The 23,926-nt window shown below is 37.8% G+C and carries 26 protein-coding genes and 1 rRNA gene; 25 read left to right on the forward strand and 2 right to left on the reverse strand.

From position 1 onward, the window contains the following. Positions 1-74: ribosomal RNA gene (rrf, locus tag AC3II9_RS20755) — 5S ribosomal RNA — on the forward strand; the annotation flags it as partial. A gap of 318 nt (positions 75-392) precedes the next feature. Continuing rightward, positions 393-1,742, forward strand: coding sequence for a TraB/GumN family protein (locus tag AC3II9_RS20760; RefSeq protein ID WP_489158538.1), 1,350 nt, complete (start codon positions 393-395; stop codon positions 1,740-1,742). A 165-nt stretch (positions 1,743-1,907) separates the two neighbouring features. Here AC3II9_RS20760 and AC3II9_RS20765 read toward each other — a convergent pair whose 3' ends face one another. Next, a complete protein-coding gene (locus tag AC3II9_RS20765; protein ID WP_489158540.1) occupies positions 1,908-2,528 on the reverse strand; it encodes an NAD(P)-dependent oxidoreductase in 621 nt (206 codons plus the stop codon). Positions 2,529-2,652: 124 nt separating this feature from the next. Between AC3II9_RS20765 and AC3II9_RS20770 the strand changes: the two genes are divergently transcribed. The 10 genes from AC3II9_RS20770 to rsmI all read left to right on the forward strand — a co-directional run bounded on the left by AC3II9_RS20770 (position 2,653) and on the right by rsmI (position 9,943). Then, positions 2,653-4,074 (forward strand): aminotransferase class I/II-fold pyridoxal phosphate-dependent enzyme, encoded by a 1,422-nt coding sequence (locus tag AC3II9_RS20770; RefSeq protein ID WP_489158542.1) that lies wholly within the window; start codon positions 2,653-2,655, stop codon positions 4,072-4,074. A 21-nt stretch (positions 4,075-4,095) separates the two neighbouring features. Then, complete coding sequence (tmk, locus tag AC3II9_RS20775; protein WP_489158544.1) at positions 4,096-4,731, forward strand: dTMP kinase; 636 nt, start codon at positions 4,096-4,098, stop codon at positions 4,729-4,731. Positions 4,732-4,795: 64 nt separating this feature from the next. Next, positions 4,796-5,125 carry a cyclic di-AMP receptor DarA gene (locus tag AC3II9_RS20780; protein WP_391376411.1) on the forward strand — a complete coding sequence of 110 codons (330 nt, stop codon included), beginning with the start codon at positions 4,796-4,798 and terminating at the stop codon, positions 5,123-5,125. A gap of 18 nt (positions 5,126-5,143) precedes the next feature. Continuing rightward, positions 5,144-5,581 (forward strand): YaaR family protein, encoded by a 438-nt coding sequence (locus AC3II9_RS20785; RefSeq protein ID WP_489158546.1) that lies wholly within the window; start codon positions 5,144-5,146, stop codon positions 5,579-5,581. 217 nt (positions 5,582-5,798) lie between these two features. Further along, positions 5,799-6,803, forward strand: a complete 1,005-nt coding sequence (gene holB / locus AC3II9_RS20790) for a DNA polymerase III subunit delta' (protein WP_489158548.1) — start codon at positions 5,799-5,801, stop codon at positions 6,801-6,803. Further along, complete coding sequence (locus AC3II9_RS20795) at positions 6,796-7,611, forward strand: PSP1 domain-containing protein (RefSeq protein ID WP_489158550.1); 816 nt, start codon at positions 6,796-6,798, stop codon at positions 7,609-7,611. Before holB ends, AC3II9_RS20795 begins: the two co-directional genes overlap by 8 nt. 25 nt (positions 7,612-7,636) lie before the next feature. Beyond that, positions 7,637-7,990, forward strand: coding sequence for a DNA replication initiation control protein YabA (gene yabA / locus AC3II9_RS20800; RefSeq protein WP_391376421.1), 354 nt, complete (start codon positions 7,637-7,639; stop codon positions 7,988-7,990). Positions 7,991-8,090: 100 nt separating this feature from the next. After that, positions 8,091-8,831, forward strand: a complete 741-nt coding sequence (locus AC3II9_RS20805; RefSeq protein ID WP_489158552.1) for a tRNA1(Val) (adenine(37)-N6)-methyltransferase — start codon at positions 8,091-8,093, stop codon at positions 8,829-8,831. Beyond that, positions 8,821-9,093 (forward strand): GIY-YIG nuclease family protein, encoded by a 273-nt coding sequence (locus AC3II9_RS20810; protein WP_489158554.1) that lies wholly within the window; start codon positions 8,821-8,823, stop codon positions 9,091-9,093. Before AC3II9_RS20805 ends, AC3II9_RS20810 begins: the two co-directional genes overlap by 11 nt. Beyond that, positions 9,074-9,943, forward strand: a complete 870-nt coding sequence (gene rsmI, locus AC3II9_RS20815; protein WP_489158556.1) for a 16S rRNA (cytidine(1402)-2'-O)-methyltransferase — start codon at positions 9,074-9,076, stop codon at positions 9,941-9,943. Before AC3II9_RS20810 ends, rsmI begins: the two co-directional genes overlap by 20 nt. A 50-nt stretch (positions 9,944-9,993) precedes the next feature. On the opposite strand, the gene abrB is transcribed toward rsmI, so the two are convergent. After that, the gene (gene abrB / locus AC3II9_RS20820) at positions 9,994-10,278 is read right to left on the reverse strand and encodes a transition state genes transcriptional regulator AbrB (RefSeq protein WP_489158578.1); all 285 of its coding nucleotides are present in this window, start codon (positions 10,276-10,278) and stop codon (positions 9,994-9,996) included. Positions 10,279-10,698: 420 nt separating this feature from the next. Here abrB and metG point away from each other — a divergent pair, with 420 nt between their 5' ends. From metG to AC3II9_RS20885, 13 genes are all read left to right on the forward strand, one after another. Beyond that, positions 10,699-12,678, forward strand: coding sequence for a methionine--tRNA ligase (metG, locus tag AC3II9_RS20825; protein ID WP_489158580.1), 1,980 nt, complete (start codon positions 10,699-10,701; stop codon positions 12,676-12,678). Between the two features lie 252 nt (positions 12,679-12,930). Further along, complete coding sequence (locus tag AC3II9_RS20830; protein ID WP_489158558.1) at positions 12,931-13,707, forward strand: TatD family hydrolase; 777 nt, start codon at positions 12,931-12,933, stop codon at positions 13,705-13,707. A gap of 133 nt (positions 13,708-13,840) precedes the next feature. Next, the gene (locus tag AC3II9_RS20835) at positions 13,841-15,046 is read left to right on the forward strand and encodes a resuscitation-promoting factor (protein ID WP_489158560.1); all 1,206 of its coding nucleotides are present in this window, start codon (positions 13,841-13,843) and stop codon (positions 15,044-15,046) included. Positions 15,047-15,411: 365 nt separating this feature from the next. After that, entirely contained in the window at positions 15,412-15,978 is a 567-nt protein-coding gene (gene rnmV, locus AC3II9_RS20840; RefSeq protein ID WP_489158562.1) for a ribonuclease M5, read from the forward strand. Further along, positions 15,971-16,858: a 16S rRNA (adenine(1518)-N(6)/adenine(1519)-N(6))-dimethyltransferase RsmA gene (gene rsmA, locus AC3II9_RS20845; RefSeq protein ID WP_489158564.1), complete on the forward strand. Its 888-nt coding sequence runs from the start codon at positions 15,971-15,973 to the stop codon at positions 16,856-16,858. The genes rnmV and rsmA overlap by 8 nt, the downstream gene beginning before the upstream one ends. Positions 16,859-16,997: 139 nt before the next feature. Continuing rightward, positions 16,998-17,255, forward strand: a complete 258-nt coding sequence (gene veg, locus AC3II9_RS20850; RefSeq protein ID WP_391376447.1) for a biofilm formation stimulator Veg — start codon at positions 16,998-17,000, stop codon at positions 17,253-17,255. Between the two features lie 198 nt (positions 17,256-17,453). Then, positions 17,454-17,639: a small, acid-soluble spore protein, alpha/beta type gene (locus AC3II9_RS20855; RefSeq protein WP_489158567.1), complete on the forward strand. Its 186-nt coding sequence runs from the start codon at positions 17,454-17,456 to the stop codon at positions 17,637-17,639. Between the two features lie 432 nt (positions 17,640-18,071). Next, a complete protein-coding gene (gene ispE / locus AC3II9_RS20860) occupies positions 18,072-18,938 on the forward strand; it encodes a 4-(cytidine 5'-diphospho)-2-C-methyl-D-erythritol kinase (RefSeq protein ID WP_391376453.1) in 867 nt (288 codons plus the stop codon). 82 nt (positions 18,939-19,020) lie between these two features. Then, positions 19,021-19,851 (forward strand): pur operon repressor, encoded by an 831-nt coding sequence (purR, locus tag AC3II9_RS20865; protein WP_489158569.1) that lies wholly within the window; start codon positions 19,021-19,023, stop codon positions 19,849-19,851. Then, on the forward strand, positions 19,848-20,222 hold the full coding sequence (locus AC3II9_RS20870) for a RidA family protein (RefSeq protein WP_489158571.1): 375 nt from the start codon (positions 19,848-19,850) through the stop codon (positions 20,220-20,222). The genes purR and AC3II9_RS20870 overlap by 4 nt, the downstream gene beginning before the upstream one ends. Before the next feature lie 231 nt (positions 20,223-20,453). Next, positions 20,454-20,753, forward strand: a complete 300-nt coding sequence (spoVG, locus tag AC3II9_RS20875; RefSeq protein ID WP_489158573.1) for a septation regulator SpoVG — start codon at positions 20,454-20,456, stop codon at positions 20,751-20,753. Between the two features lie 253 nt (positions 20,754-21,006). Then, positions 21,007-21,438, forward strand: coding sequence for a hypothetical protein (locus AC3II9_RS20880; protein WP_489158575.1), 432 nt, complete (start codon positions 21,007-21,009; stop codon positions 21,436-21,438). A 22-nt stretch (positions 21,439-21,460) separates the two neighbouring features. Beyond that, positions 21,461-23,629, forward strand: a complete 2,169-nt coding sequence (locus AC3II9_RS20885; RefSeq protein WP_489158576.1) for a YheC/YheD family protein — start codon at positions 21,461-21,463, stop codon at positions 23,627-23,629. Positions 23,630-23,926 lie beyond the last annotated feature (297 nt).

The following is a 23,926-nucleotide window of genomic DNA, read 5'->3' on the forward strand; positions in this document are numbered from 1 at the left end:
AACACGGAAGTTAAGCTCTTTAGCGCCGATGGTAGTTGGGGGCTTCCCCCTGTGAGAGTAGGACGTCGCTAGGCACATAAAAGACTCGATGATATCGGGTCTTTTTTCTTTTTATAGGAAAGAATAAAATTGGGTACTATATAGAACAATTATCGTAAAAAATCGTCTATGTCTAGATGAAAGCATCATCCCCTTACATACCATCGCCTTAATAAACCATAATATTACTTAAAATGTAATATTATGGTTTATTAAATGGTGTGAATATTATATAATTTTATATGTTTACTCCATTGCTATTAGTAAAAAGGCGTATTCTATTTTTGGAGTTTCCCTATATTTTTTAGGGAGATTTTATAGTTAGAAGAAATAAAATAAAAGGGGAGTCTGCAATGAAAAAATTATTTAAGAGTACGGTAGCTACATTCCTTGCGATGATAATGATGCTTTCCATGATCATCCCAGCAATGGCTGCTGAGCAACAAACACCTGATATAAGTGAGTGGGCAATAGAGGCACTACACGAAGGTGAAAAGTTCGGCATTTTTCCAATGGAATGGTATTATGACGGTTTTAGAAGTGAGATTTCATTAGAAAGATTAAATACCTTATTATCATTAACAGAGAAAAAAATTGCGGCATTAAATCTTGAGAAGAATAAAAATTATAAGCCTGTTAGCTATAAAGAGGATAACTCTAGAGGAGATATCATCAATAGACTTTATAATATTGTGGCTCAATATGATTTACCTGTTGGCAACGAAGCAGTAGATTATTTGAAGGAACGCAAGGTATTACGAGGCTCTAGTAAAGGGTTACAATTAGAAAAAAGTGCAACGACGGAACAAGCAGTAATTCTAGCTGTTCGACTAGTAAAAGATACATATCATCTCGCACAAAAAGGTGGTAAAGGTGTAGCGTGGGTAGTGGAGAACGATGATACAGTCGTTTACTTATTAGGTTCAATTCACGTAGGAATACCGGAATTATATCCGTTCAATGAAAAATTATTAACAGCTTTCAATCAATCTGATGCTCTTTTAGTGGAAGCTAATCTCTATGATTCAGAAGGAATTCAATATTTAATAGAAAAAGCAATGTATGAAGAAGGGATAACAATTAAAGATGCTGTAAGTGAAGAGACATATGCAAAAATTGAAAAGGTTGCACAAAAGCACAATTTACCATTAGAACAATTAATCATGCAAAAACCTTGGACGTTATCAAGCACTTTAACTGGATTATCATTAAGTGAATTTTTCGGAATTTCTGTTGAAGAAATGAATAATTATGGAGTAGATAATTATTTTCTATTAAGTGCACTCCTACAGGAAAAGCCAATTATAGAATTAGAAGGTATTAAAACTCAAGTAGATATGTTTGAAGGCTTATCACCTGAGGGGCAGGAAGACTATTTAGTAGAAACACTTGATAGTATTCTAGAACCGAATGAGGAAAGTCAGTATGGGCTCATTCAGGACTGGTTTAATCATTGGGAAAATGGAGATATTGAAAGTTTTGCAAAGAGTATGCAAGTTATAGAAGGTGAACCTTCAGAGTTTAATAAAGCATTAATTGGTTTAAGAGATCAAAAAATGGCTGAGAAGATTATGGCCTTATTAGAGGATAAAGAAAAAGGAACATATTTCGTTGTCGTTGGCTCAGCCCATTTCTTAGTGGATAAAACGATTCGCTATCATTTAGAAGAGAATGGATACGATGTTAAGCCGTTTTACCAATGACAACAAAAGAATTAACAACAAATGTTATTTCTAAAATGAAGATATAAATAATATTGGGTTATCTAGGGAACAGGTAGAGAAAAACGAATCACTTTTCTCTACCTGTTTTACTATTATTAAGTATATGGAATACGTTTAATCAGCTCCAAAATACAATGCATCGTCTTATTTTGCACTAGCAAGCCCAACAGATTGATTTTCGTATTTTTCGTCTGTTAATGCTTTTAATAGGAAATGGGCTACGCTTGCGCGTGGGATTGAACGGGCAGTATGAGGTACGCTATCAAATGATTCTACGTAATCAAGCTCTAGTGGCGTATTTTTTAAGCCCATTGGACGAGCGATTGTATAAATGACATCTTTTGCAAGGATATAATCTAGTGCTGCACGGTGATCTTTTAAAGGTTTTTCTAGCATTTTCATCACCATCTTGCCTGAAATGCCTGGAATTTCACCATTTATCCCTGCTGATGCACAGTATACAATACGTTTAACCCCTGCTGCTTCCATACCGTCTGCGATATTTCTTCCCATTTTTTGAATCGATGTATGTTTTTCGGGTCCTGCTGTTGAACCAATACATGATATAACAGCATCATGTCCGTTGATTGCCTGAGCAACTGCAGCCGCATCAAAGGCATCTCCTTGAATAACATTCACCTCTACTTTTGTATGCAACTTTTCAGGCGTACGGACGAAAGCTGTTACTTTATGTCCTTGTTTTGTTGCCATTTTCACAAATTCTTGCCCGACACCGCCTGTTGCACCAAATACGATTAGTTTCATTTGATTTCACCTCTATCATAGGATGATGGATTTATTATAACATATGTGTCACTTATTATTATGCAGATTACACAGCAGGCTTTACGATATAATAAAAGAAGAACAATGAACGGAGTGAAACGACATGAAAAGCGAGCGACCGCTTGTAGAGGCACTACAAAGGTTTGTGGAAAAAGAACCGCAGTCTTTGCATGTACCAGGACACAAAAATGGACGCATTTCGGCATTACCAAAGCTTTTGAAAAAGGCGTTAATATACGATGTAACAGAGCTAACGGGATTAGATGATTTTCACTATCCAGAAGAGGCAATTGAGGAAGCGCAAAAATTATTAGCCAAAACGTATGGAGCAGATTATAGCTTTTTTTTAGTCAATGGTTCGACTGTAGGGAATTTAGCGATGATTTATGCTACTTGTAAACGTGGCGATACGATTTTTGTTCAACGCAATGCGCATAAATCTGTTTTTCATGCAATCGAGTTAGTTGGAGCGAAACCGATCTATTTAGCGCCAGAGTGGGATGAGGATACAAAATCAGCGGGTGCAGTACCACTTGACACCGTAAAAGAAGCATTGAAACAACATCCAGAAGGAAAAGCACTCGTTCTTACATATCCAACGTATTATGGTGTAGTAGCAAAAGATTTAAAAGAGCAAATTGCGCTTTGTCATGCACAAAATATACCAGTGCTAGTAGATGAGGCGCATGGTGCTCATTTTACGGCAAGTGAACGATTTCCAACATCTGCGCTCGATTTAGGCGCAGATGTCGTTGTTCAATCGGCACATAAAACGCTTCCTGCTATGACAATGGCATCCTTTATGCATGTGAAATCAACACTTGTGTCGAATAGTAAAATTAATCATTACTTACGGATGCTGCAATCTAGTAGTCCTTCTTATTTATTATTAGCTTCCTTGGATGATGCGAGGCATTATATTAGCAAATACATGGAAAGTGATGCAGTATACTGTTTAGAAAAGCGAAATCAATGGATTGAATCATTGCGTTCGATTCCATCATTAGAAGTAATAGAGGCAGATGACCCGTTAAAAGTATGTATTCGTCTGCCGGGGTACACGGGTATGGAATTAAAAGCAGCCCTGGAGGAAAGTGAATTATATGTGGAACTTGCGGATATTGAGCAAGTACTGGCAGTTTTACCGTTATTAAAACATGGAGAAGTATACCCTTACGCAGATATTCGCATTCGTGTGAAAAATGCCGTTGCTCAATTGAAAAAGAAAGAGGGGAATGGCTTTACCGTTGCAAGCAGGCAATATGAAATGGCACCAATCATCAGACCGAATATGTCATTTGATGAGGTAGATATGATGGAGAAAGAATGGATTCCGTATATGCGTGCGATTGGTCGTATCGCTGCAGGTATGCTTATTCCATATCCGCCGGGCATTCCATTATTTGTACCAGGTGAAAAAATTACAGTAGGAAAGTTAAGTCAGTTGGAAGAATTGCTTGCAATTGGTGCTACATTTCAAGGAACGCATCGTTTAGAGGAGCGTTTCATTCAGGTACTAAAGTAGTCGTTGGAGGAATATAACAAAATGGTAGGAAATTTATTTATTACATTTGAAGGGCCAGAAGGTGCAGGAAAAACATCTGTATTAAAAGCAATCGTTGAACGGCTTCAACATGAAAATATAGAAGTATTAGCAACACGTGAACCAGGTGGGATTGAAATTGCTGAGAAAATCCGTGAGATTATTTTAAATCCAGCCCACACGGCGATGGACGCGCGCACCGAGGCATTATTATATGCTGCAGCACGCAGTCAACATTTTTATGAGAAAGTACAACCAGCACTTGAAGAAGGTCAGCATGTGTTATGTGATCGTTTTATTGATTCATCATTAGTTTATCAAGGGATAGGGCGTAATTTAGGGATAGAGGCCGTACGTAGAATTAATGAATTTGCAATTGGTACGCATATGCCAGATAAGACGATTTTATTTGATTTGGAGCCATCGATTGGACTGGCGCGAATTGCTGCAAATCGAACAGATGAAATCAACCGCTTAGATAATGAAGAGCTAGCCTTTCATGAGAAAGTACGGAAGGGTTACTTGCAATTAGCAAAAGAGGACCCAGAACGTATCATTATAATCGATGCAAGTCAGCCGTTAGATCAGGTGATAGAGGCTACTTGTGGTATTTTAAAGGAACTGCTAAAGGAAAAGTAAATGAAGTGTGCACAGCTAATATGATATAATAATAATATCTATTCAACTGAAAGGGTGAATGTGAGTGAAGTTAGTCGTAGCGGTAGTTCAAGATCAGGATAGTAATCGCCTAGCGAATGCCTTAACGAAACATGATTTTCGTGCGACAAAACTGGCAAGTACAGGTGGGTTTTTACGTTCTGGAAATACGACATTTTTAATCGGTGTAGATGATGAACGTATTCCACAACTATTGGACGTTATACGAGATAATTGTCGTTCACGTGAGCAAATGGTGGCCCCTGTATCTCCACTTGGTGGAAATGCTGATTCGTATATACCTTACCCAGTTGAAGTGGAAGTTGGCGGAGCAACAGTGTTCGTATTACCAATTGAACAGTTCCACCATTTTTAAGATGGAGGAGAGATTGCTATGAAAATTAATCGTGATACGCGGGTTGGTTTTCTGAACCAAAATGAAGTGCGACAGTCAAACCAAAATAGTGCACGATTTGGCGATATGGTTGTCAAGCAAGGATCTAAAATGCAAACCGAGCAGCTAACACGTCTACTTGGTGATATTTCCGCTGCTGGGGACCGTGTAGCACGTTCGCGAAATCTGCGAGAGTTAACACGCTTTAAAATGCTTGTAAAGCGTTTTTTACAAGAAGCGGTAGACTATGGTTTAGAAATGAAGCAATCCCATACTTGGAATCGATTTGGTGAAGGACGACGTTTAAAAATTGTAGAAACAGTGGATGAACATCTTGTTGAGCTTGCCCAAGATATTTTAAATGAAGAGAAAGAAACGATTGATTTATTAGATAAAATAGGTGAAATTAAAGGTTTATTAATTAACCTATATATGTAGAACCCGTGTCTTTATCGTGTGTGGACACGGGGTTTTTTCTAAAGGCTCTGGTCAAATATACGGTTGATATTTGTGAAAACAGTGTAGCTTCACTATTTCACAAGTTTACTAATCTGAATGAAAGTCCACAAACGAAGTTGCACAAAGCCCAATCTGGACGCAATTACGCTAGGTGTAATGGATAGAACGTTCATAATGGGCGTTAGAGGTGAAATAGATGGTACGACAAGTGGAAGAGCTAAAAGCATTGCAACCTATCGTAATGAAACAGCTCCAAACAATTTATGAAAAAAACAGAATGGCGCATGCCTATATATTTGACGGCGAAAGAGGTACAGGAAAACGTGATGTCATGACATTTTTTGTAAAGCTTTTGTTATGTGAAAATCCGCTAGAAAATGTTCCATGTGAAACGTGCCGACATTGTATTCGAATTGATTCAGGTAATCATCCAAATATAAAACAAATAGAGCCAGAAGGTCAGTTTGTTAAAATTGACCAAATCCGAGATCTCATTGCAGAAATGATGATGACAGGGGTAGAAAGTGGTCGTAAAATTTATGTGATACATCATGCAGATAAGTTAAATACGGCATCCGCTAATATGTTACTTAAGTTTTTAGAAGAGCCAGATGGTGAAGTGACGGCCATCTTATTGACAGAACAAATTCAAGGCATATTGCCAACCATTCGTTCAAGATGTCAACATATTAAATTTTCAAAAGTACCACGCCAAATTTTAATGGAACGCCTTGTAGAGCAAGGGGTTACGCATTCAATGGCTTCGACAGTGAGCATAATTACAAATGAGTTAGAAACAGCAATGATGCTCGCAAATGATGAGCAGTTTGCACATGCGAGAAAAACAGTGTTAAAATTAGTAGAGACAGTTAGACATAATGTACATGAAGCATTACTGCTCGTACATGAAGACTGGCTTCCTTCGTTTAAAGAAAAAAGTGATATGGAGCAAGTATTAGACTTACTGCTATTTGCTTATCGCGATATTGTTGCAATTAAGGCTAATCCTGATGCAGTTTGTACATATCCAGATATGCTATACAACTTTAAGGAAATGGCCTTGCATACAACTTACGAGCGATTGTCAAGTCAAATGCAGGCGGTTTTACAAGCACGAGCCAACTTGCAGCGCAATATGAATCGAGCGTTACTGATGGAACAGCTAGTGCTGAATTTGCAGGAGGGATATACATTTGTATAATGTAGTCGGAGTCCGCTTTAAGAAGGCGGGTAAAATATATTATTTCGATCCAGCTGCTTACATACTAGAGGTAGGTCAGTATGTAATTGTTGAAACAGCACGTGGGATTGAATACGGGAAAGTAGTCGTCCCAATTCGGCAAGTAGATGAACATGATGTTGTATTACCACTCAAACAAGTCGTTCGTCCAGCAGACGAGCGGGATCGAATTCAAGTGGATGAAAATTTATTAGAGTCAAAGCGAGCATTTGACTTAGCAAATGTGAAGATTATTGAGCATAGCTTAGATATGAAGCTTGTAGATGTTGAATATACATTTGACCGCAATAAGATTATTTTTTATTTTACAGCTGAAGGACGTGTTGACTTCCGCGAACTTGTAAAAGATTTAGCTTCTGTATTCCGTACACGTATCGAATTACGCCAAATTGGAGTCCGTGATGAGGCAAAACTTCTTGGTGGAATTGGTCCATGTGGACGTATGCTTTGTTGTTCTACATTTTTAGGAGATTTTGATCCGGTATCCATTAAAATGGCAAAAGATCAAAATTTATCGCTTAACCCGACCAAAATTTCCGGGCTCTGCGGTCGTTTAATGTGCTGCTTAAAATATGAAAACGATGATTATGAAGTGGCAAAAGAAGGAATGCCAGACATCGGCGATATTACAATAACGCCAGATGGACCAGGCAAGGTGATTGGACTGAATGTTTTAGAGCGCTTAATTCAAGTTTATTTGCAGGAGCAAGAACGCGCTGCGGAATACTCACTAGAAGAGTTGTTAGAGGTTGAAAAAAATCTGATCTAGATAGAAACTTAATGGGGTGGCTTGAGTGAAGGACCGTAATTTTTTAGATACTGTTATGGAGTTCGAAAAGCAACTCGAATCAATGCAGCAACAATTCGGTGCTTTAAAGCATTTTGTTGCGCATATGATGGAGGAACATCAGACACTTCAAACGGAAAACCTTCATCTACGAAAGCGTCTAGAAGAGCTTTTATCCAATGAGAAACCCGTTGTGAAAAGCAAGAAGAAGGGTAGTGCATTGGATATAGGAGAAGGATATGATAACTTGGCACGTCTTTATCATGAAGGATTTCACGTTTGTCATGTTCATTTTGGAAGCTCACGCAAAGGTGAAGATTGCTTGTTTTGTCTATCGTTTTTAAATAAAGAAAATAGTTAATAAAAAGGCTGCTTCCTACTTATACAGGGGGTCAGTCTTTTCTTACGAATAAAGAGGTATCCAATTGAATGTGCCTTTTCGAAATTGGAAGGAGTTAGTTATGAACGAGTGGTTAAAGGATGATGAGCGCTTAGATTATTTACTAGCGGAGGACTTGCGTATTATTCAAAGTCCATCTGTTTTTTCCTTTTCACTAGATGCTGTGTTACTTTCTCGCTTTGTTTCCGTACCAAAACGAGGAGTTATCGTGGACTTGTGTTCAGGAAATGGTGTCATTCCATTATTTTTAAGTGCGCGTACGAATGCTAAAATTATGGGGGTTGAATTGCAACCGAGATTATATGATATGGCATGCCGTAGTATAGCGTATAACAAGTTAGAAGCACAAATTGAGATGAAACTAGGTGATGTGAAAACTGCACCGAGTGAGCTTGGTATTGAGAAATACGATACTGTGACATGTAACCCACCGTATTTTTTAGCACATGAATTAAGCGATAAAAATGTGAGTGAGCATTATGCTATCGCACGTCATGAGTTGCATTTAACTTTAGAAGAAGCCGTATATTCGGCAAGTCGCTTATTAAAGCAAGGTGGCAAGGCAGCCTTTGTCCATAGACCTGAGCGTTTACTAGATATTATCACAGCGATGCGTGCTAACCGCTTAGAACCAAAGCGTATGCAATTCATCTATCCGAAGTCTGGCAAAGAGGCGAACACACTATTAATTGAAGCGATTAAAGATGGTAAGCCAGGCTTAAAAATCTTACCGCCTCTTTTTGTGTATCAAGAGAATAATGAATATACAGAAGAGATTCGAGTCATGCTTTATGGAGAATAAACACTATTTCTACGTGCTAGAATGTAATGATCACACTTTATATGCAGGCTATACGAATCATCTAGAAAAGCGTATCGCTACACATAATGCAAGGAAAGGTGCTAAGTATACGAAAGTACGTACACCTGTAAAATGTATTTACTATGAAACCTTTGAGTCTAAACAAGAAGCCATGCGAAAAGAATATGCATTTAAACAATTAAAGCGCAGTGAAAAATGGAATTATATAAGGAGCAAAGCACATGAAATCACAAAAGAGTAGCCAGCATGAAAGCAATGCTTGTTTATATTTAGTTGCTACCCCTATAGGCAATTTAGAAGATATGACGGTTCGTGCATTGCGCATTTTAAAAGAAGTGGATGTTATTGCAGCAGAAGATACACGTAACACAAAAAAACTGTGTAACTATTTTGAGATTGCGACACCACTTGTGAGCTATCATGAGCATAATGTAGAAACGGGTGGACAGAAGTTACTGTCGTATTTACGAGAAGGGAAATCAGTTGCACTTGTAAGCGATGCGGGCCTACCTTGTATTTCAGATCCAGGTGCCGATATTGTTGAAAAAGCACTTGCTGAAGATTTTGCCGTTGTACCGATACCAGGAGCAAATGCAGCACTAACGGCATTGATTGCTTCGGGATTAGTGCCGCAGCCATTTTATTTTTTCGGCTTTTTGAATCGGAATAAAAAAGAACGCCGTTTACAGTTGGAAAAGCTAGCAAGACGCGAAGAAACGATTTTATTTTATGAGGCACCACACCGTTTAAAAGATACATTGAAAGATTTGCATCTCGTATTTGGGAATCGCCGACTTGTTTTAGCACGTGAATTAACAAAGAAATTTGAAGAATTTTTACGTGGGACGATTGAAGAGGCAATAGAATGGGCAGAATCATATGAGATTCGCGGTGAATTTGTTGTTGTTGTGGAGGGGAATCCCTTTGGTGAACAAGAAGAAGAAGAAAATAGTTGGGCATCGATGACGGTTATTGAACATATCAACTATATAATAGAAGAAACTCATGTAAGTTCAAAAGAAGCAATTAAAGAAGTCGCAAAATTACGTGGTGTATCGAAGCGTGATGTGTATAACGAATATCATCAATAAATAAAAAGAAGGGCTACCTTTCCAGAAGGGTGGCCCTTTAAACATGTAGATTATTTTTTTAAGTTGTTTTGAATTTCTTTCACTAACATTTCTGCGCCTTCTGGACTTAAAATTAATTTTCCTCCAACAAGACGGAAGTTATCGTCAGAAACTTCACCTGTTACCGCACAAGTCATATTAGGCATGTATTTTTTTAGGATGATTTTGTCATCATCAACGTAAATTTCTAATGCATCTTTTTCAGCAATGCCTAATGTACGACGAAGTTCGATAGGGATTACTACACGACCTAACTCATCGACTTTACGAACAATACCTGTAGATTTCATGAAAATATTTCCTCCTAAGATTAATATAATAATTCGTCAAAATTCGACATCAATTCCTTGTCTACGATAAATCATACCAAGTAATGCCATAAACGTCAATTAATTAATACTGAAAATATTAAATTGATGTGAATTTTTTATCAAAATAAACAACTAAGTACAACAAATTAAAGATTTTTACTATATAAATCCAAAAAAGACCTAATTTTCTGAAAAATATTTTCCTTTTCATTTGGTTTTTTTTCGACAAAGTAAATTTTTTCTTTCTAATAGGGATAGATATGACTAATATATAGCTATTGGTAACAAACTGTATGTTACTGAGTAGCTAAATGACACAATATAATGACGAATGTGTTTTCTTAATAATCTTTCATTGAAACGAATTTCGGACTTCGTTAGAATAAGTACTATACTGTGAAACAAATGGAGGCAGTTCTAGTGAACGAACAAAAAACTTTTTATATAACAACCCCTATTTACTATCCAAGCGGTAAGTTCCACATTGGTACCGCGTATACAACGGTTGCATCGGATACAATCGCACGTTACAAGCGTTTACGTGGTTTCGATGTACGCTTTCTAACAGGGATGGACGAGCATGGACAAAAAATCCAAGAAAAAGCACAAGAAGTAGGTAAACATCCTCAAGCGTACGTAAATGAGATTGCGGATGCTGCGAAAAAGCTATGGTCACTGATGGATATTTCTTATGATGACTTTATCCAAACGACGCAAGAGCGTCATAAACAAAGTGTTGAAAAGATTTTTAAACACTTTTTAGACAATGGCGACATCTATAAAGGCGAATATGAAGGACTTTATTGTGTGCCATGTGAGTCATATTATACAGAGACGCAATTAGTAGACGGCAAATGTCCAGATTGTGGTCGTGCTGTCCAAACAGTTAAAGAAGAATCTTACTTCTTTAATATGAAAAAATATGCCAATAAATTACTGAAGTACTATGAAGAAAATGTCGAATTTATTGAACCAGAATCTCGTAAGAATGAAATGATTAACAACTTTATTAAGCCTGGCTTAGAAGATTTATCCGTTTCTCGTACGTCATTTGACTGGGGCATTAAAGTACCTGGCGATCCAAAGCATGTTATTTACGTATGGGTAGACGCTTTATCCAACTATATTACGGCACTTGGCTATGGTTCAGACAACGAAGAGCTATTCAATAAGTATTGGCCAGCTGATGTGCATGTAGTAGGAAAAGACATTGTGCGTTTCCACACAATTTACTGGCCGATTTTCCTGATGGCTTTAGGTTTACCATTACCGAAAAAAGTATTCGCCCATGGTTTTATTATGATGAAAGATGGGAAAATGTCGAAGTCAAAAGGAAATGTTGTATACCCAGAAATGCTTGTAGAACGTTACGGGTTAGATGCAACACGTTATTTCTTACTACGTGAGCTGCCATTTGGTTCAGATGGTGTATTCTCACCAGAATCATTTGTGGAACGAACAAATTTCGACTTAGCGAATGATTTAGGCAACTTATTAAACCGTACTGTATCGATGATGAATAAATATTTTGACGGGTTCATTCCAACAGAAAATTTAGAACCAACACAGTTTGATGCAGCATTAAAAGCGCATGCAGAAGAAGTACGTATTAAATATGAAGAAAGCATGGAGAAAATGCAATTTAGTGTTGTATTATCTGAACTTTGGTCACTTGTATCACGTACAAATAAATATATTGATGAAACATCTCCTTGGGTATTAGCGAAAGATGAGGCAGACAAGCCGAAGTTAGCTGCTGTCATGGCAAATTTAGCAGAAAGCTTACGTCATATTGCAGTCATGTTACAACCATTTATGACATCATCGCCAAAACGTATAGCAGAACAGCTTGGTTTAGATGATCATTTGTTAACATGGGAGTCTATTTTAACGTTCGGAAATATTATTCCGGTAAACACAAAAGTGGTAGAAAAAGGTATACCGATTTTCCCTCGCTTAGAGTCGGAAGTAGAAATTGCCTATATTCGTGAACAAATGCAAGCGAGCATCCAAACGCCGCAAGTAGAAACAAAAAATGAGGTAACAGAAGTATCTGAAGTACCAGAAATCACAATCGATGATTTCATGAAAGTAGATTTGCGTGTAGCGACAGTCACAGCTTGTGAGCCTGTGCCAAAAGCCAATAAATTATTAAAGTTACAAGTAGACCTTGGCTATGAACAACGCCAAGTTGTATCAGGCATTGCAGAGCATTATACACCTGAACAATTAGTAGGGCAAAAAGTCATTGTTGTTGCGAATTTAAAACCTGTAAAATTACGTGGAGAATTATCACAGGGAATGATTTTAGCGGGTTCTCATGAGGGCGTTTTAACACTTGCAACGGTTGATCCGAAATTAGAAAACGGTGCAAAAGTAAAGTAATTTGTTGAAAAAAGTCTGTTGAACAATCAAGCGTTCGACAGACTTTTTATCATGAGGAATAAATGATGGTTAAAAGTTATTCTGATATAGTTAAAAACCCTTTAAATGGGAGTTTTTAGCTGGTTAAACCTTATTCCTATAAAATGTATGGCGTACATTATTACAAAATAAATAAGTGAGTAATGAAAATGAAATATTCCTGAAAAGTAGGAAATATTTTATTCGATTACAATACAGGGTAGGAGAGAGAAAATGGCTTCTTATATTGACACACATGTACATTTAAATGCAGATCAGTACGAGGAAGATTTACAGGAAGTAATTGATCGAGCGTTACAAGCAAACGTAGAGAAAATGATTGTGATTGGATTTGATCGTAAAACAATTGAACGCGCGATGAAGCTTGTAGATGAATATGACTTTATCTATGCGGTAATTGGTTGGCACCCGGTAGATGCGATTGACTGTACGGATGGAGCGCTTGAATGGATTGAAATGTTAGCCAAGCATCCAAAAGTTGTCGGAATTGGTGAGACAGGACTAGACTATTACTGGGACAAGTCACCAAAGGATATCCAAGAATATTGGTTCCGAAAGCAAATACAGCTAGCGCAAAAGTGTAACTTGCCGATTATTATTCATAATCGTGAGGCAACAGGGGATGTCGTACGTATTTTACGTGAAGAAAATGCAGCATCTGTTGGTGGCATTATGCATTGCTATGGCGGGAGTATAGAAACGGCCCGTGAATGCATTGCAATGAATTTTATGATTAGTCTAGGTGGGCCTGTGACATTTAAAAATGCACGCCAACCAAAAGAAGTAGCGAAAGAAATTCCGTTAGAGCATCTACTAATCGAGACGGATGCACCTTATTTGGCTCCTCACCCGTATCGAGGGAAGCGAAATGAACCTTGTTTTGTGCCACTCGTTGCCGAAGAAATTGCCCGTCTCAAGGAACTCCCGGTAGAACATGTGGCAAAAGCAACAACGGAAAATGCAAAGCGCTTTTTTAAAATTTGTGACTAAATTATGAACACGCCTCCAATGCTACGTTTGAAAAGGTTTACAAGCAGTTGTAAAAATGTACATACGGGAATGAGGGTTGACAGCTATAAATCAAGCCCGTATAATCCAACGAGTATTAAGGAGGCGTTTTTTCATGTCAAATGACACCATGAAAAACCTGTTCTTTAGTTCATTGAGGCGTAAGCAAACAGCGGTAAGAATATTATCACTTATCCTGTTTGTAACAGTAATTTTATTCGTTTTATATCAAGGAACGAAAACATCCGTTGTAGTAAATGCAAATGGAGAACAAATAGAATTAGCAACACATGCACAAACGGTTGCAGAATTGTTAGCTTCACAGGATATCACTGTGGCAGAATATGATAAAGTATCCCCCTCACTGGACACTAAGATTGTCAGCGGAATGACAATTACTTGGGAACAGGCAGAAGAAATCTTTATTTCAGTTGATGGAAATCAGTCAAATATTTGGACAACTGAAAAAGTAGTGAAGAACATTTTGGAAGAAGCAAATATTGAAGTAGCGGAGCATGATAAATTATCACGCGGCTTAGATACAGAAGTAGGAGCAGATAACAAAATCGATATTCAAAAGGCGTTTCAGTTAACGCTTGTCGATGGCTTAGAAGAGAGACAAGTATGGTCCACTTCGACTACGGTCGCTAACTTTTTGAAACAACAAGGTATTACATTAGACGAATTTGATCGTGTCGAAAAAAACATGGAGGACGTTATCACTCCAAACGATAAAATCGCAGTTGTTCGCGTAGAAAAAGTTACCGATGTGGTGGAAGAATCAATCGATTTCGCAGTTGAAAAGAAAAATGATTCTTCGATATTGAAGGGAAAAGAACAAGTCGTTACAGCAGGTCAAAAAGGTACGGTTGAACGAACATATGAAGTCGTAAAAGAAAACGGCAAAATTGTAACGAAAGCATTAAAATCTGAAAAAATAATAAAAGAACCAACAACAAAAGTAGTAGCAGTTGGTACGAAAGTTGTAACAGCCTCTGTATCACGTAATAATTCTTCGGCGCCAGCTGGTGGAAAAGAATTTTATGTAACAGCAACAGCTTATACAGCCGGCTGTAATGGTTGCACAGGGATTACTGCTACAGGTCTTAATATAAAAGCAAATCCAAATATGAAAGTAGTTGCTGTGGACCCAAATGTGATTCCGTTAGGTTCAAAGGTTTGGGTTGAAGGCTATGGTTATGCCGTCGCAGCTGATACTGGCGGCGCCATTAAAGGCAATAAAATTGATATATTAGTTTCATCAAAGTCTGCAGCGAAAAGCTGGGGGCGCAAAAAAGTACGTATTAAAGTGTTAAATTAGCAAGTTGGCTATTTATTTGTGAAGGTCATAGAACGTACATTTCTATTGTAGTGCTTATGTTAGCATAAGCTAAGTTTCTCGTTGCCTAAGCATGGGTGATAGAAATAGCAGCTATCAAATTCAATCAAGCATAGTATGAGCTAGTTTATGCAAGACGCAGTTAGTATAAATATTTAAAGATCAAAATTTTACAACTTTTCTAATGTAAATTAGATAATTAATATAGATGTTAGTAAACTAAATAAGAGTATTTCAAAATGAATATGCTTTCCCGTTTTGACTGGCGGGAAAGCTTTTTTCGTGTGTTTAAATAATACACCTATGTTAAAATGTCAAAAGAAGCTTGAGGGAAAAGAGGATATACTTTGAACATACAAGAAATTATTGTTGTAGAGGGCAAGGACGATACAGTGGCCATTAAGCGTGCAGTTGGCGCCGATACAATTGAGACAAATGGTTCTGCCATTTCAGAAGAAACGCTTCGTCGCATTGAACATGCCCAAAAGAAGCGTGGTGTCATCGTATTTACAGACCCAGATTATCCAGGACGTCGCATCCGCGCGATTATTGAAGAGCGTATACCGGGTGTGAAACATGCCTTTTTAGCAAAGGAGAAAACAATTGCGAAGAATGGAAAAGGTTTAGGGATTGAGCATGCCAGTGATGAAGATATCCGTATAGCATTGCGTAATGTGTATACAGTAAATACAAGCATGTATTTTGAAGAGAAAATTACACTGGAAGATTTAATGCTAGCGAAATTGATTGGGCATCCTCAATCAAAAGAACGTCGTAATCGACTTGGAGACATTTTAAATATTGGTATGACGAACGGCAAGCAGCTACATAAGCGCCTGATTATGTTTCAAATTACAGAAGAGCAATTTAAGGAAGCTATAGTACAGTTAGATCAGGAGGAAAAACATGTATAAAGATATTGCAACACCGATTCGTACGAAAGAAATTTTAACGAAATATGGATTCTCATTTAAGAAAAGTCTAGGACAAAACTTTTTAATTGACCCCAATATTTTACGCAATATTGTCAGTCATGCAAATTTAACAAAAGACAGTGGTGCGATTGAAGTAGGGCCAGGAATTGGGGCGTTAACAGAGCATTTAGCACGCGCAGCAAAAAAAGTAGTGTCATTTGAGATTGATCAACGTTTACTACCTGTGCTAGAAGACACATTAAGCCCGTATGATAATGTAAAAATCGTGCATTCTGATATATTAAAAGCAGATGTAGTAAAAGTCATCCAGGAAGAGATGGCGCATGTAAACGATATTATGGTAGTTGCGAATTTACCTTACTATGTAACGACACCGATTTTAATGAAGTTACTAAATGACCGGCTGCCGATTCGAGGATTTGTTGTCATGATGCAAAAAGAGGTAGCAGACCGTATTACAGCAAAGCCAGGAACAAAAGAGTATGGCTCATTATCTATCGCCATTCAATATTACTGTACAGCTGAAATTGCGATGATTGTACCGAAAACGGTGTTTATGCCACAACCGAATGTGGATTCCGCTGTTATTCGGCTGATTAAACACGATACGCCACCTGTCAACGTAATTGATGAGGACTTCCTATTTGAGGTTACACGTACATCATTTGCACAACGCCGTAAAACGATTTTTAATAACTTACAAGCAGGTCTTCAAAATGGTAAGAAAAATAAAGAAGCTATTTTGAGTGCGTTGGAAATGAGTGGTATTGAGCCGACACGACGAGGCGAAACATTGACGATTGAAGAGTTTGGTCGCTTAGCAGATGCACTATATCCGCATTTTTGCAATCGTCAATAATATGAATTTCACATAAAATACGCTATTTTTTTTACAAGAAAAAGTTGACGAATATAATTGTTAGGTGATAAAATATTATAATTTGTTGACTATATAGGCGGTTTGTGGTACACTTTTTAGTAGTGAGGTGTATGCGAAAATGCCAAAAACGTTAGCCGACATTAAAAAGTCGTTGGAGTGTCATTTGGGGAAACGTTTGCAATTACGAGCAAACGGAGGTCGCAAGAAAACAGTTGAGTGCCAAGGCGTACTAAGCGAAACGTATCGTGCCGTATTCGTTGTTGAACTTGACCAAGAAGACAATTCGTGTAAACGTGTGTCTTATAGCTACACAGATATTTTAACCGAAGCAGTCGAAATTACTTTTTTAGACGACACAATGGCTGTCGCAAAGTAATGCCTAGTTTTATTTATATGTTTAGATGAAACACTCATTGCTAATGGGTGTTTTTCATCTTTTATTGAAGGTTATGCAAAACGCTTGTATCACATTCGTATGATTTACATATGTAGCCTATTTATAGCCAAGCATAAAGTGTACTACTCTTCACATACTATGTGCGTCAACCAGACTTTCAAGAGGAGGTTCATACGCATGGCGAAAGGGAAGATCATGTCACAACGTCTAAAAGAAGAGATTGCCAAAGAACTCGGATTTTATGATGTAGTAGAAAGAGAAGGTTGGGGCGGGATTAAAGCCCGTGATGCCGGAAATATGGTCAAACGTGCTATTGAAATGGCGGAGCAAGGTCTAGCCAATGCCAACCAAAAAGAGAAGTAAGGTTGACACATATAGGAATCCCCTGCGAAATTGTTCGAGGGGATTTCTTTTATATAAAAGCAGGTGTATTGGTTATTAAAATATTCCCTGTATAGAAGCGTGTGTTTTTTAGTCAAATGTGATTAAAAATGACTTGCCAGTTGATTGAAGCAGAATTGGTGAGACTCCTACGGGAATAGTAATGTTTTTCTGCAACGAAAGCGTAGCGACAGGAGCACCGAGGGACGAGGAGGCTGAAGCCATGCCCGTGGAAAGCGAGCCGAATGGAGCGGAAATCAACTTTTTATACGATTATATTTATAGTAAAAGGTAAATAAATGCGCTTAATATAAAAGTTTAAATACTTTCCATAAGTTCGAAGTAGCTGTCTATGGTAAAATAAATGGCATGATATTCGCGAATGGATTTGCGAGACGTAAGGAGGATTTTGGCATGCTTTATGTGAAGGCGCCCGCTAAAATTAATTTAACATTAGATGTTTTATATAAACGCCCAGATCATTACCATGAAGTAGAAATGATTATGACGACCGTTGACTTAGCTGACCGTATTGGATTGGAGCCTCGTCAAGATGGTCAAATTAAAATTATTTCAGCTGATCGCTTTGTGCCAGATGATGAGCGCAATTTTGCCTACCAGGCAGCGAAGCTTTTGAAAGATACATACGGCATTGCAGAAGGTGTATCGATTAAAATTGAAAAAGAAATTCCAATCGCCGCAGGGTTAGCAGGTGGTAGCAGTGATGCAGCAGCTACGTTACGTGGTTTGAATGATATGTGGAATTTAAATTTAACGCTAGATGAGTTAGCAGAGCACGGTTCGAAAATTGGATCAGATGTATCATTTTGTGTGTATGGTGGTACAGCCCTTGCGACAGGGCGTGGAGAGAAAATTGAAGAGTTACCGGCTCCACCAACTTGCTGGGTCATACTAGCAAAACCAAAAATCGGTGTTTCAACTGCCGAAGTATATGGCGGACTAAAATTAGAAGGCATCAAACACCCGAATACAAAACAAATGATTGAAGCGATTGAGCAGCAAAATTATGAGTTAATCTGTGCATCTTTAGGAAATGTTTTGGAAACTGTAACATTTAAGCTCCACCCTGAAGTGGTGATAATTAAAGAGCAAATGCAGCGCTTCGGAGCCGATGCAGTCCTTATGAGTGGCAGTGGTCCGACGGTGTTTGGTCTTGTTGATTCAGAAACACGTGCGACGCGAGTTTACAATGGTTTACGTGGTTTCTGTGAAGAAGTATATGTTGTGCGGATGTTAGGTGAGCGGAATCCACTTGCCTAAATACGTATAATTATGGTAATTTACCTATTAAAAGTTCGTATTTAAGAATGCTTTTTATTATGTATATATGGGAGAGGATCACATGAAATGGAAGCGCAGTGAACGCCTTGTTGATATGACTTACTATTTACTTGAGCATCCACACCAGCTGATCCCGCTAACTTATTTTTCTGATCTATACAATGCCGCAAAATCCTCGATTAGTGAGGATTTAACGATTGTAAAGGAAACTTTTGAAGAAAAAGGAATCGGGTTGTTACTGACAGTACCTGGCGCAGCAGGTGGGGTAAAATATATCCCGAAAATGTCAGATGAAGAAGTAAAAAATATTATTCATGAATTGATGGTAGAACTTGGACAGTCAGATCGATTATTACCAGGCGGCTACTTGTTTATGACGGATTTATTAGGTAATCCTGATTTAATGAATCGCGTGGGAAAAGTCTTTGCTAGCGCATTTGCAGACAAGCAAATTGATGTCATCATGACAGTTGCAACGAAAGGGATTTCGATTGCCCATGCTATTGCACGTCATTTAAATGTGCCAGTCGTTGTAGTTCGCCGTGATAATAAAGTAACAGAAGGTTCTACCGTCAGTATTAATTATGTATCGGGTTCTTCTCGTCGTATTCAGACGATGGTATTATCAAAACGTAGTATGAAGAGCGGTCAGCGTGTGCTTATTACCGATGATTTTATGAAAGTCGGGGGTACGATGAACGGAATGAAAAATTTACTGGAAGAGTTCGATTGTGAGCTTGCAGGCATTGCTGTTTTAGTCGAAGCAGAGCATGCGGATGAAACGCTTGTTGATGACTACTATTCTTTAGTGAAATTACATGAAGTAAACGAGAAGGATCGTACGATTGCATTAAGTGAAGGGAACTATTTTTCAAAGGAGCGATTATCATGAAAACAGTATCAACAACAAATGCACCAGCAGCGATTGGTCCTTATGCACAAGGGATTATCGTCAATAACATGTTCTATTCTTCAGGTCAAATTCCATTAACTGCACAAGGTGAGTTAGTAGAAGGCGATATTAAAGAACAGACAAATCAAGTATTTGAAAACTTAAAGGCGGTACTGGCAGCAGCAGGTACATCTTTAGATCAAGTTGTCAAAACAACGGTATTTATGAAGGATATGAATGATTTTGTAGATATGAACGAAGTGTATGCAACGCACTTCGGGAATCATAAGCCAGCTCGTTCAGCTGTCGAAGTAGCACGTCTACCGAAAGATGTAAAAGTAGAAATCGAAGTCATTGCATTAGTGAAATAAGCGTATAAAAAGGGGGGTGATTGGAAAGGTTCAACTTGCCAATTACCCCTCTTCTGCCCCCCATAACTATCATTGTACCCATCAATATGTCCTATTCTTGCTGGAAAAGACATTGTTTTTCATAAAAAATAAAATATTTTCAATTTTTATTCAATTTAGGCAGGAATTTTAGATCTTTTGAAGAAATTAACTCTCATAAAAGGTGACATCTTAGATGAGAGGGGTGAAAGAATGGAAGTAACAGATGTAAGATTACGCCGTGTGCAAACTGATGGCAGAATGCGCGCGATCGCTTCCATCACACTAGACGATGAGTTTGTAGTTCATGATATTCGAGTGATTGATGGCAATTCGGGTTTATTTGTTGCGATGCCGAGCAAGCGTACTCCAGATGGGGAGTTTCGTGATATTGCCCATCCGATTAACTCGGGAACACGCAATAAAATCCAAGAAATCGTTTTAGCTGCTTATCACGCTTCAAGCGAAGAAAATGAAGAAGAAGTTTTACAATTAGAAGAAGCAAACGCATAAGAGATTTTCAATAAATAAGTCTATTCTTTCAAAGAATAGGCTTATTTTTTTTTGAGAAACCTTGCTCTTGATGAGGGCATTCTTTTTCTCGTTCAACTTTATAGCCCCTTATGTAATGCTAGGAAGTTATGCAGATTGGGCGTTGTAAATTGCCATTTTCACTAGCTGTTCATATCGTAGAAAGAACCTTCTTATAGATAAATGGGGCGTGTTTTACAGATCATAAATGACAAGGAAGGAGAGGACGAAGAAAATGAAAAATGAACAGCAAAAACATTCTTTCTTATGCGAAGCGCTGGAGGATATCAAAACATTTCAAGATTTACTCACAACTTCCTGGTCTAAATATTATGGTCATTTACTCATGGACATAGTGGGTAGCGATACGATCCCCTTTTTTCTTATCACAACAGAAGGTACGGTATTAAGTTTAAGTGATGGCGCGGCTCAAATTGAAACAACCTATTTTCGGATTGAGGCAATCGAAAAGCAATCAAAGTATATTACAGTGTCTCTATTACGCGCATTTGATTTAGAAGATAATGAGACAAATAGGATAAAGGACGTTGTGAGATTAGAAAAATCAACTGCAAAGGCAACGGTAGATTTACGTTATATTACAGCAATTCAATTGTTAGATCCGGATTTATTAGTACGGAAATTTTATGTGGAGTCGAAATGGTAAGACAAGAAAGGGAGCGTGTTGGATGACCACGATAGGTATGTTACATCACCGTAAAGATCCAACAACGGTGATTAAATCGTATGCATATGCAGCAGTAGCAAAAGCAGAGGGGGTATCCTTGTTTTATTTCTCACCGAATACAGTGAATTTCGCGACTAGAACCATTGAAGCGAAGGTATTAGAGGATGGTGAGTGGCAAGAGCGAACCGTCCCTTTTCCTGATGTAATTTATAATACAGGTAGCCCAGAAAAACTAGCTATATCTAAAGACATTATTCAAAAACTGAAAAAGGAAATTCCTTTTACAACGCATTCTATTGGTAATAAGTGGAATATTACAGAGCGATTAAAGGAAGCAAAGGAATTTGCGCACTATTTGATTCCGACTGAAGTAGTGAAAACCGAAGCGCAATTTTATAAATATATTACATCGTTTAAAAAAGTAGTATTTAAACCGATGACAGGTCGTAAAGGGAAAGGGATTTATTTTATTTCAACAGCAGGAAATGGCTACGATGTTCAAAAGGATACAAGTAAAGAGCGTTACACAAAGGAGCAACTAGATCTCTTTTTAAAAGAGCAGTTGGCACAAGAAACCTTCATTATCCAACCATATATCCAATCGATGATGAAATCAGGGCAAGTGTTTGATTTCCGATTGCATGTGCAAAAAAATGGTGAAGGAAAATGGGTGATCACGACCGTATATCCAAGAGTAGCACCCGCAGGCTCCATTATTCCAAACATTAATAATGGAGGCTTCACGAACTATTTAGAGCCATTTTTACAACAAGAATTTCAGGAAGAGGCATTTAATATTAAGCGGATGCTCGAGCATTTTGCTTTGTCATTGGCACGTCATTTAGATGAAATCCAAATGGTGAAATTTGGAGAGGTAATTGATGAAATTGGGATTGATGTAGGATTAGATGAAAACCAAAAAATTTGGATATATGAAGTAAACTGGCGACCAGGCTGTCCACCTGCATTTTACTTAGAATTAGATGTCGTGAAGCATACGATTCAATATGCAAAATATTTGGCGCATCATCAAAAGGAAATTCAAGAAGCGATTCAGGCTGCGAAGAGAAGAAAAACAGGTGCCAAATTGCATAAGCCGATTATTGCTATTACAGGAAGCGCTGGAAAAACAACATCTAAAGCCTTTTTAGCATCGATTTTATCTAAAAAGTGGACTATTTTTGAATCGAAAGATTACTGGAATACTACAGAGCATACTAAAAAGCATGCAGAGCTCATTAACGAGTCACATCAAGCGGTCGTATTAGAATACGGTATGGCTTATCCAGGGGTCATTACAGAGCATTGTAACATCATTCAGCCGAATATTAGTATTGTGACCAATATAGGGTTGGCGCATGTCGGAAACTTTGATGGTGACATTAAAGGGGTTGCGAAAGCGAAATCAGAGCTAATTCAAGGTATGGACCAAAAAGGTTTATTAATTGTGAATCAGGATGATGCAAACTCCAATTATTTAATCAAAGATAAGTTTAAAGGAAAAATCATGACAGTCGGTATCCGTACGAATGCGGATTATAAGGCATATGATATCCAATATAAAGATGATGGCATGACCTTTAAAATGAAATTAGCGGGGCAGGAAGTGCAATTGTTTATTCCAATAGTAGGAGAACACCATGTTTATAATGCACTAAATGCTATTGCAGTAGCCGATCAGTTAGGTTTCTCACCAATGGAAATCAAAACAGGTCTGTTATTTAAAAAGCCACCTCGTAGGCTAACATTGTATCATTGCCGTTACAATATTACCGTAATTGACGATACAGTTCATTCACATCCTCAAGGGGCTAGAGCTGCGGTTGACGTATTATCCTCTATTGCAAAAAAACGGACGATTGCGATTATCGGTCAAATGCGGGAGCTCGGTGATTTACGAGAGGAACAATATCGACAGTTAGGTGCTTATATTCATGACAAACATATTGATATCTTAATTACGTATGGATTTAGGACAGAAGATATTGGGCAAGGGGCAAAAGAAAAAGGGATGCCTGTATCAAATATACACCATTTTCTCCAGAAGGATGATTTGCATGCGTTATTAAAGAAAATGGTGAAGCCAGGCGATACGATTTTAGTCAAAGGGGCAAGTAAAACAAATATGTTTGAAACGGTTAAATTTTTAGATGACCAATTCAAACCTTAACAACACCTTATCATAGATAAGGTGTCAGACTGTAGACAAAGTCGATTTTTTCGACTTTGTCTACTATTTTTGATTTGAATCAAGTATCCATCAATTAATCTATAATTTGAAAAATCCTTTAATATCAGCGTTTGTTGAGGTACTCCAGAATAAGGCATTCTTTTGAGAATATAAAAGAGCGTCAGACCTTACTAATTTTCTGCTCCCAAATTAGTTTATCGTCTTTTTTCTTTTAAAATAAAATTAGTACTTACTACTAGAGGTGATAGATATGATGACGAAAAACCATAATCATGA

The sequence above is a fragment of the Lysinibacillus sp. RU7 genome (genome assembly GCF_057837305.1).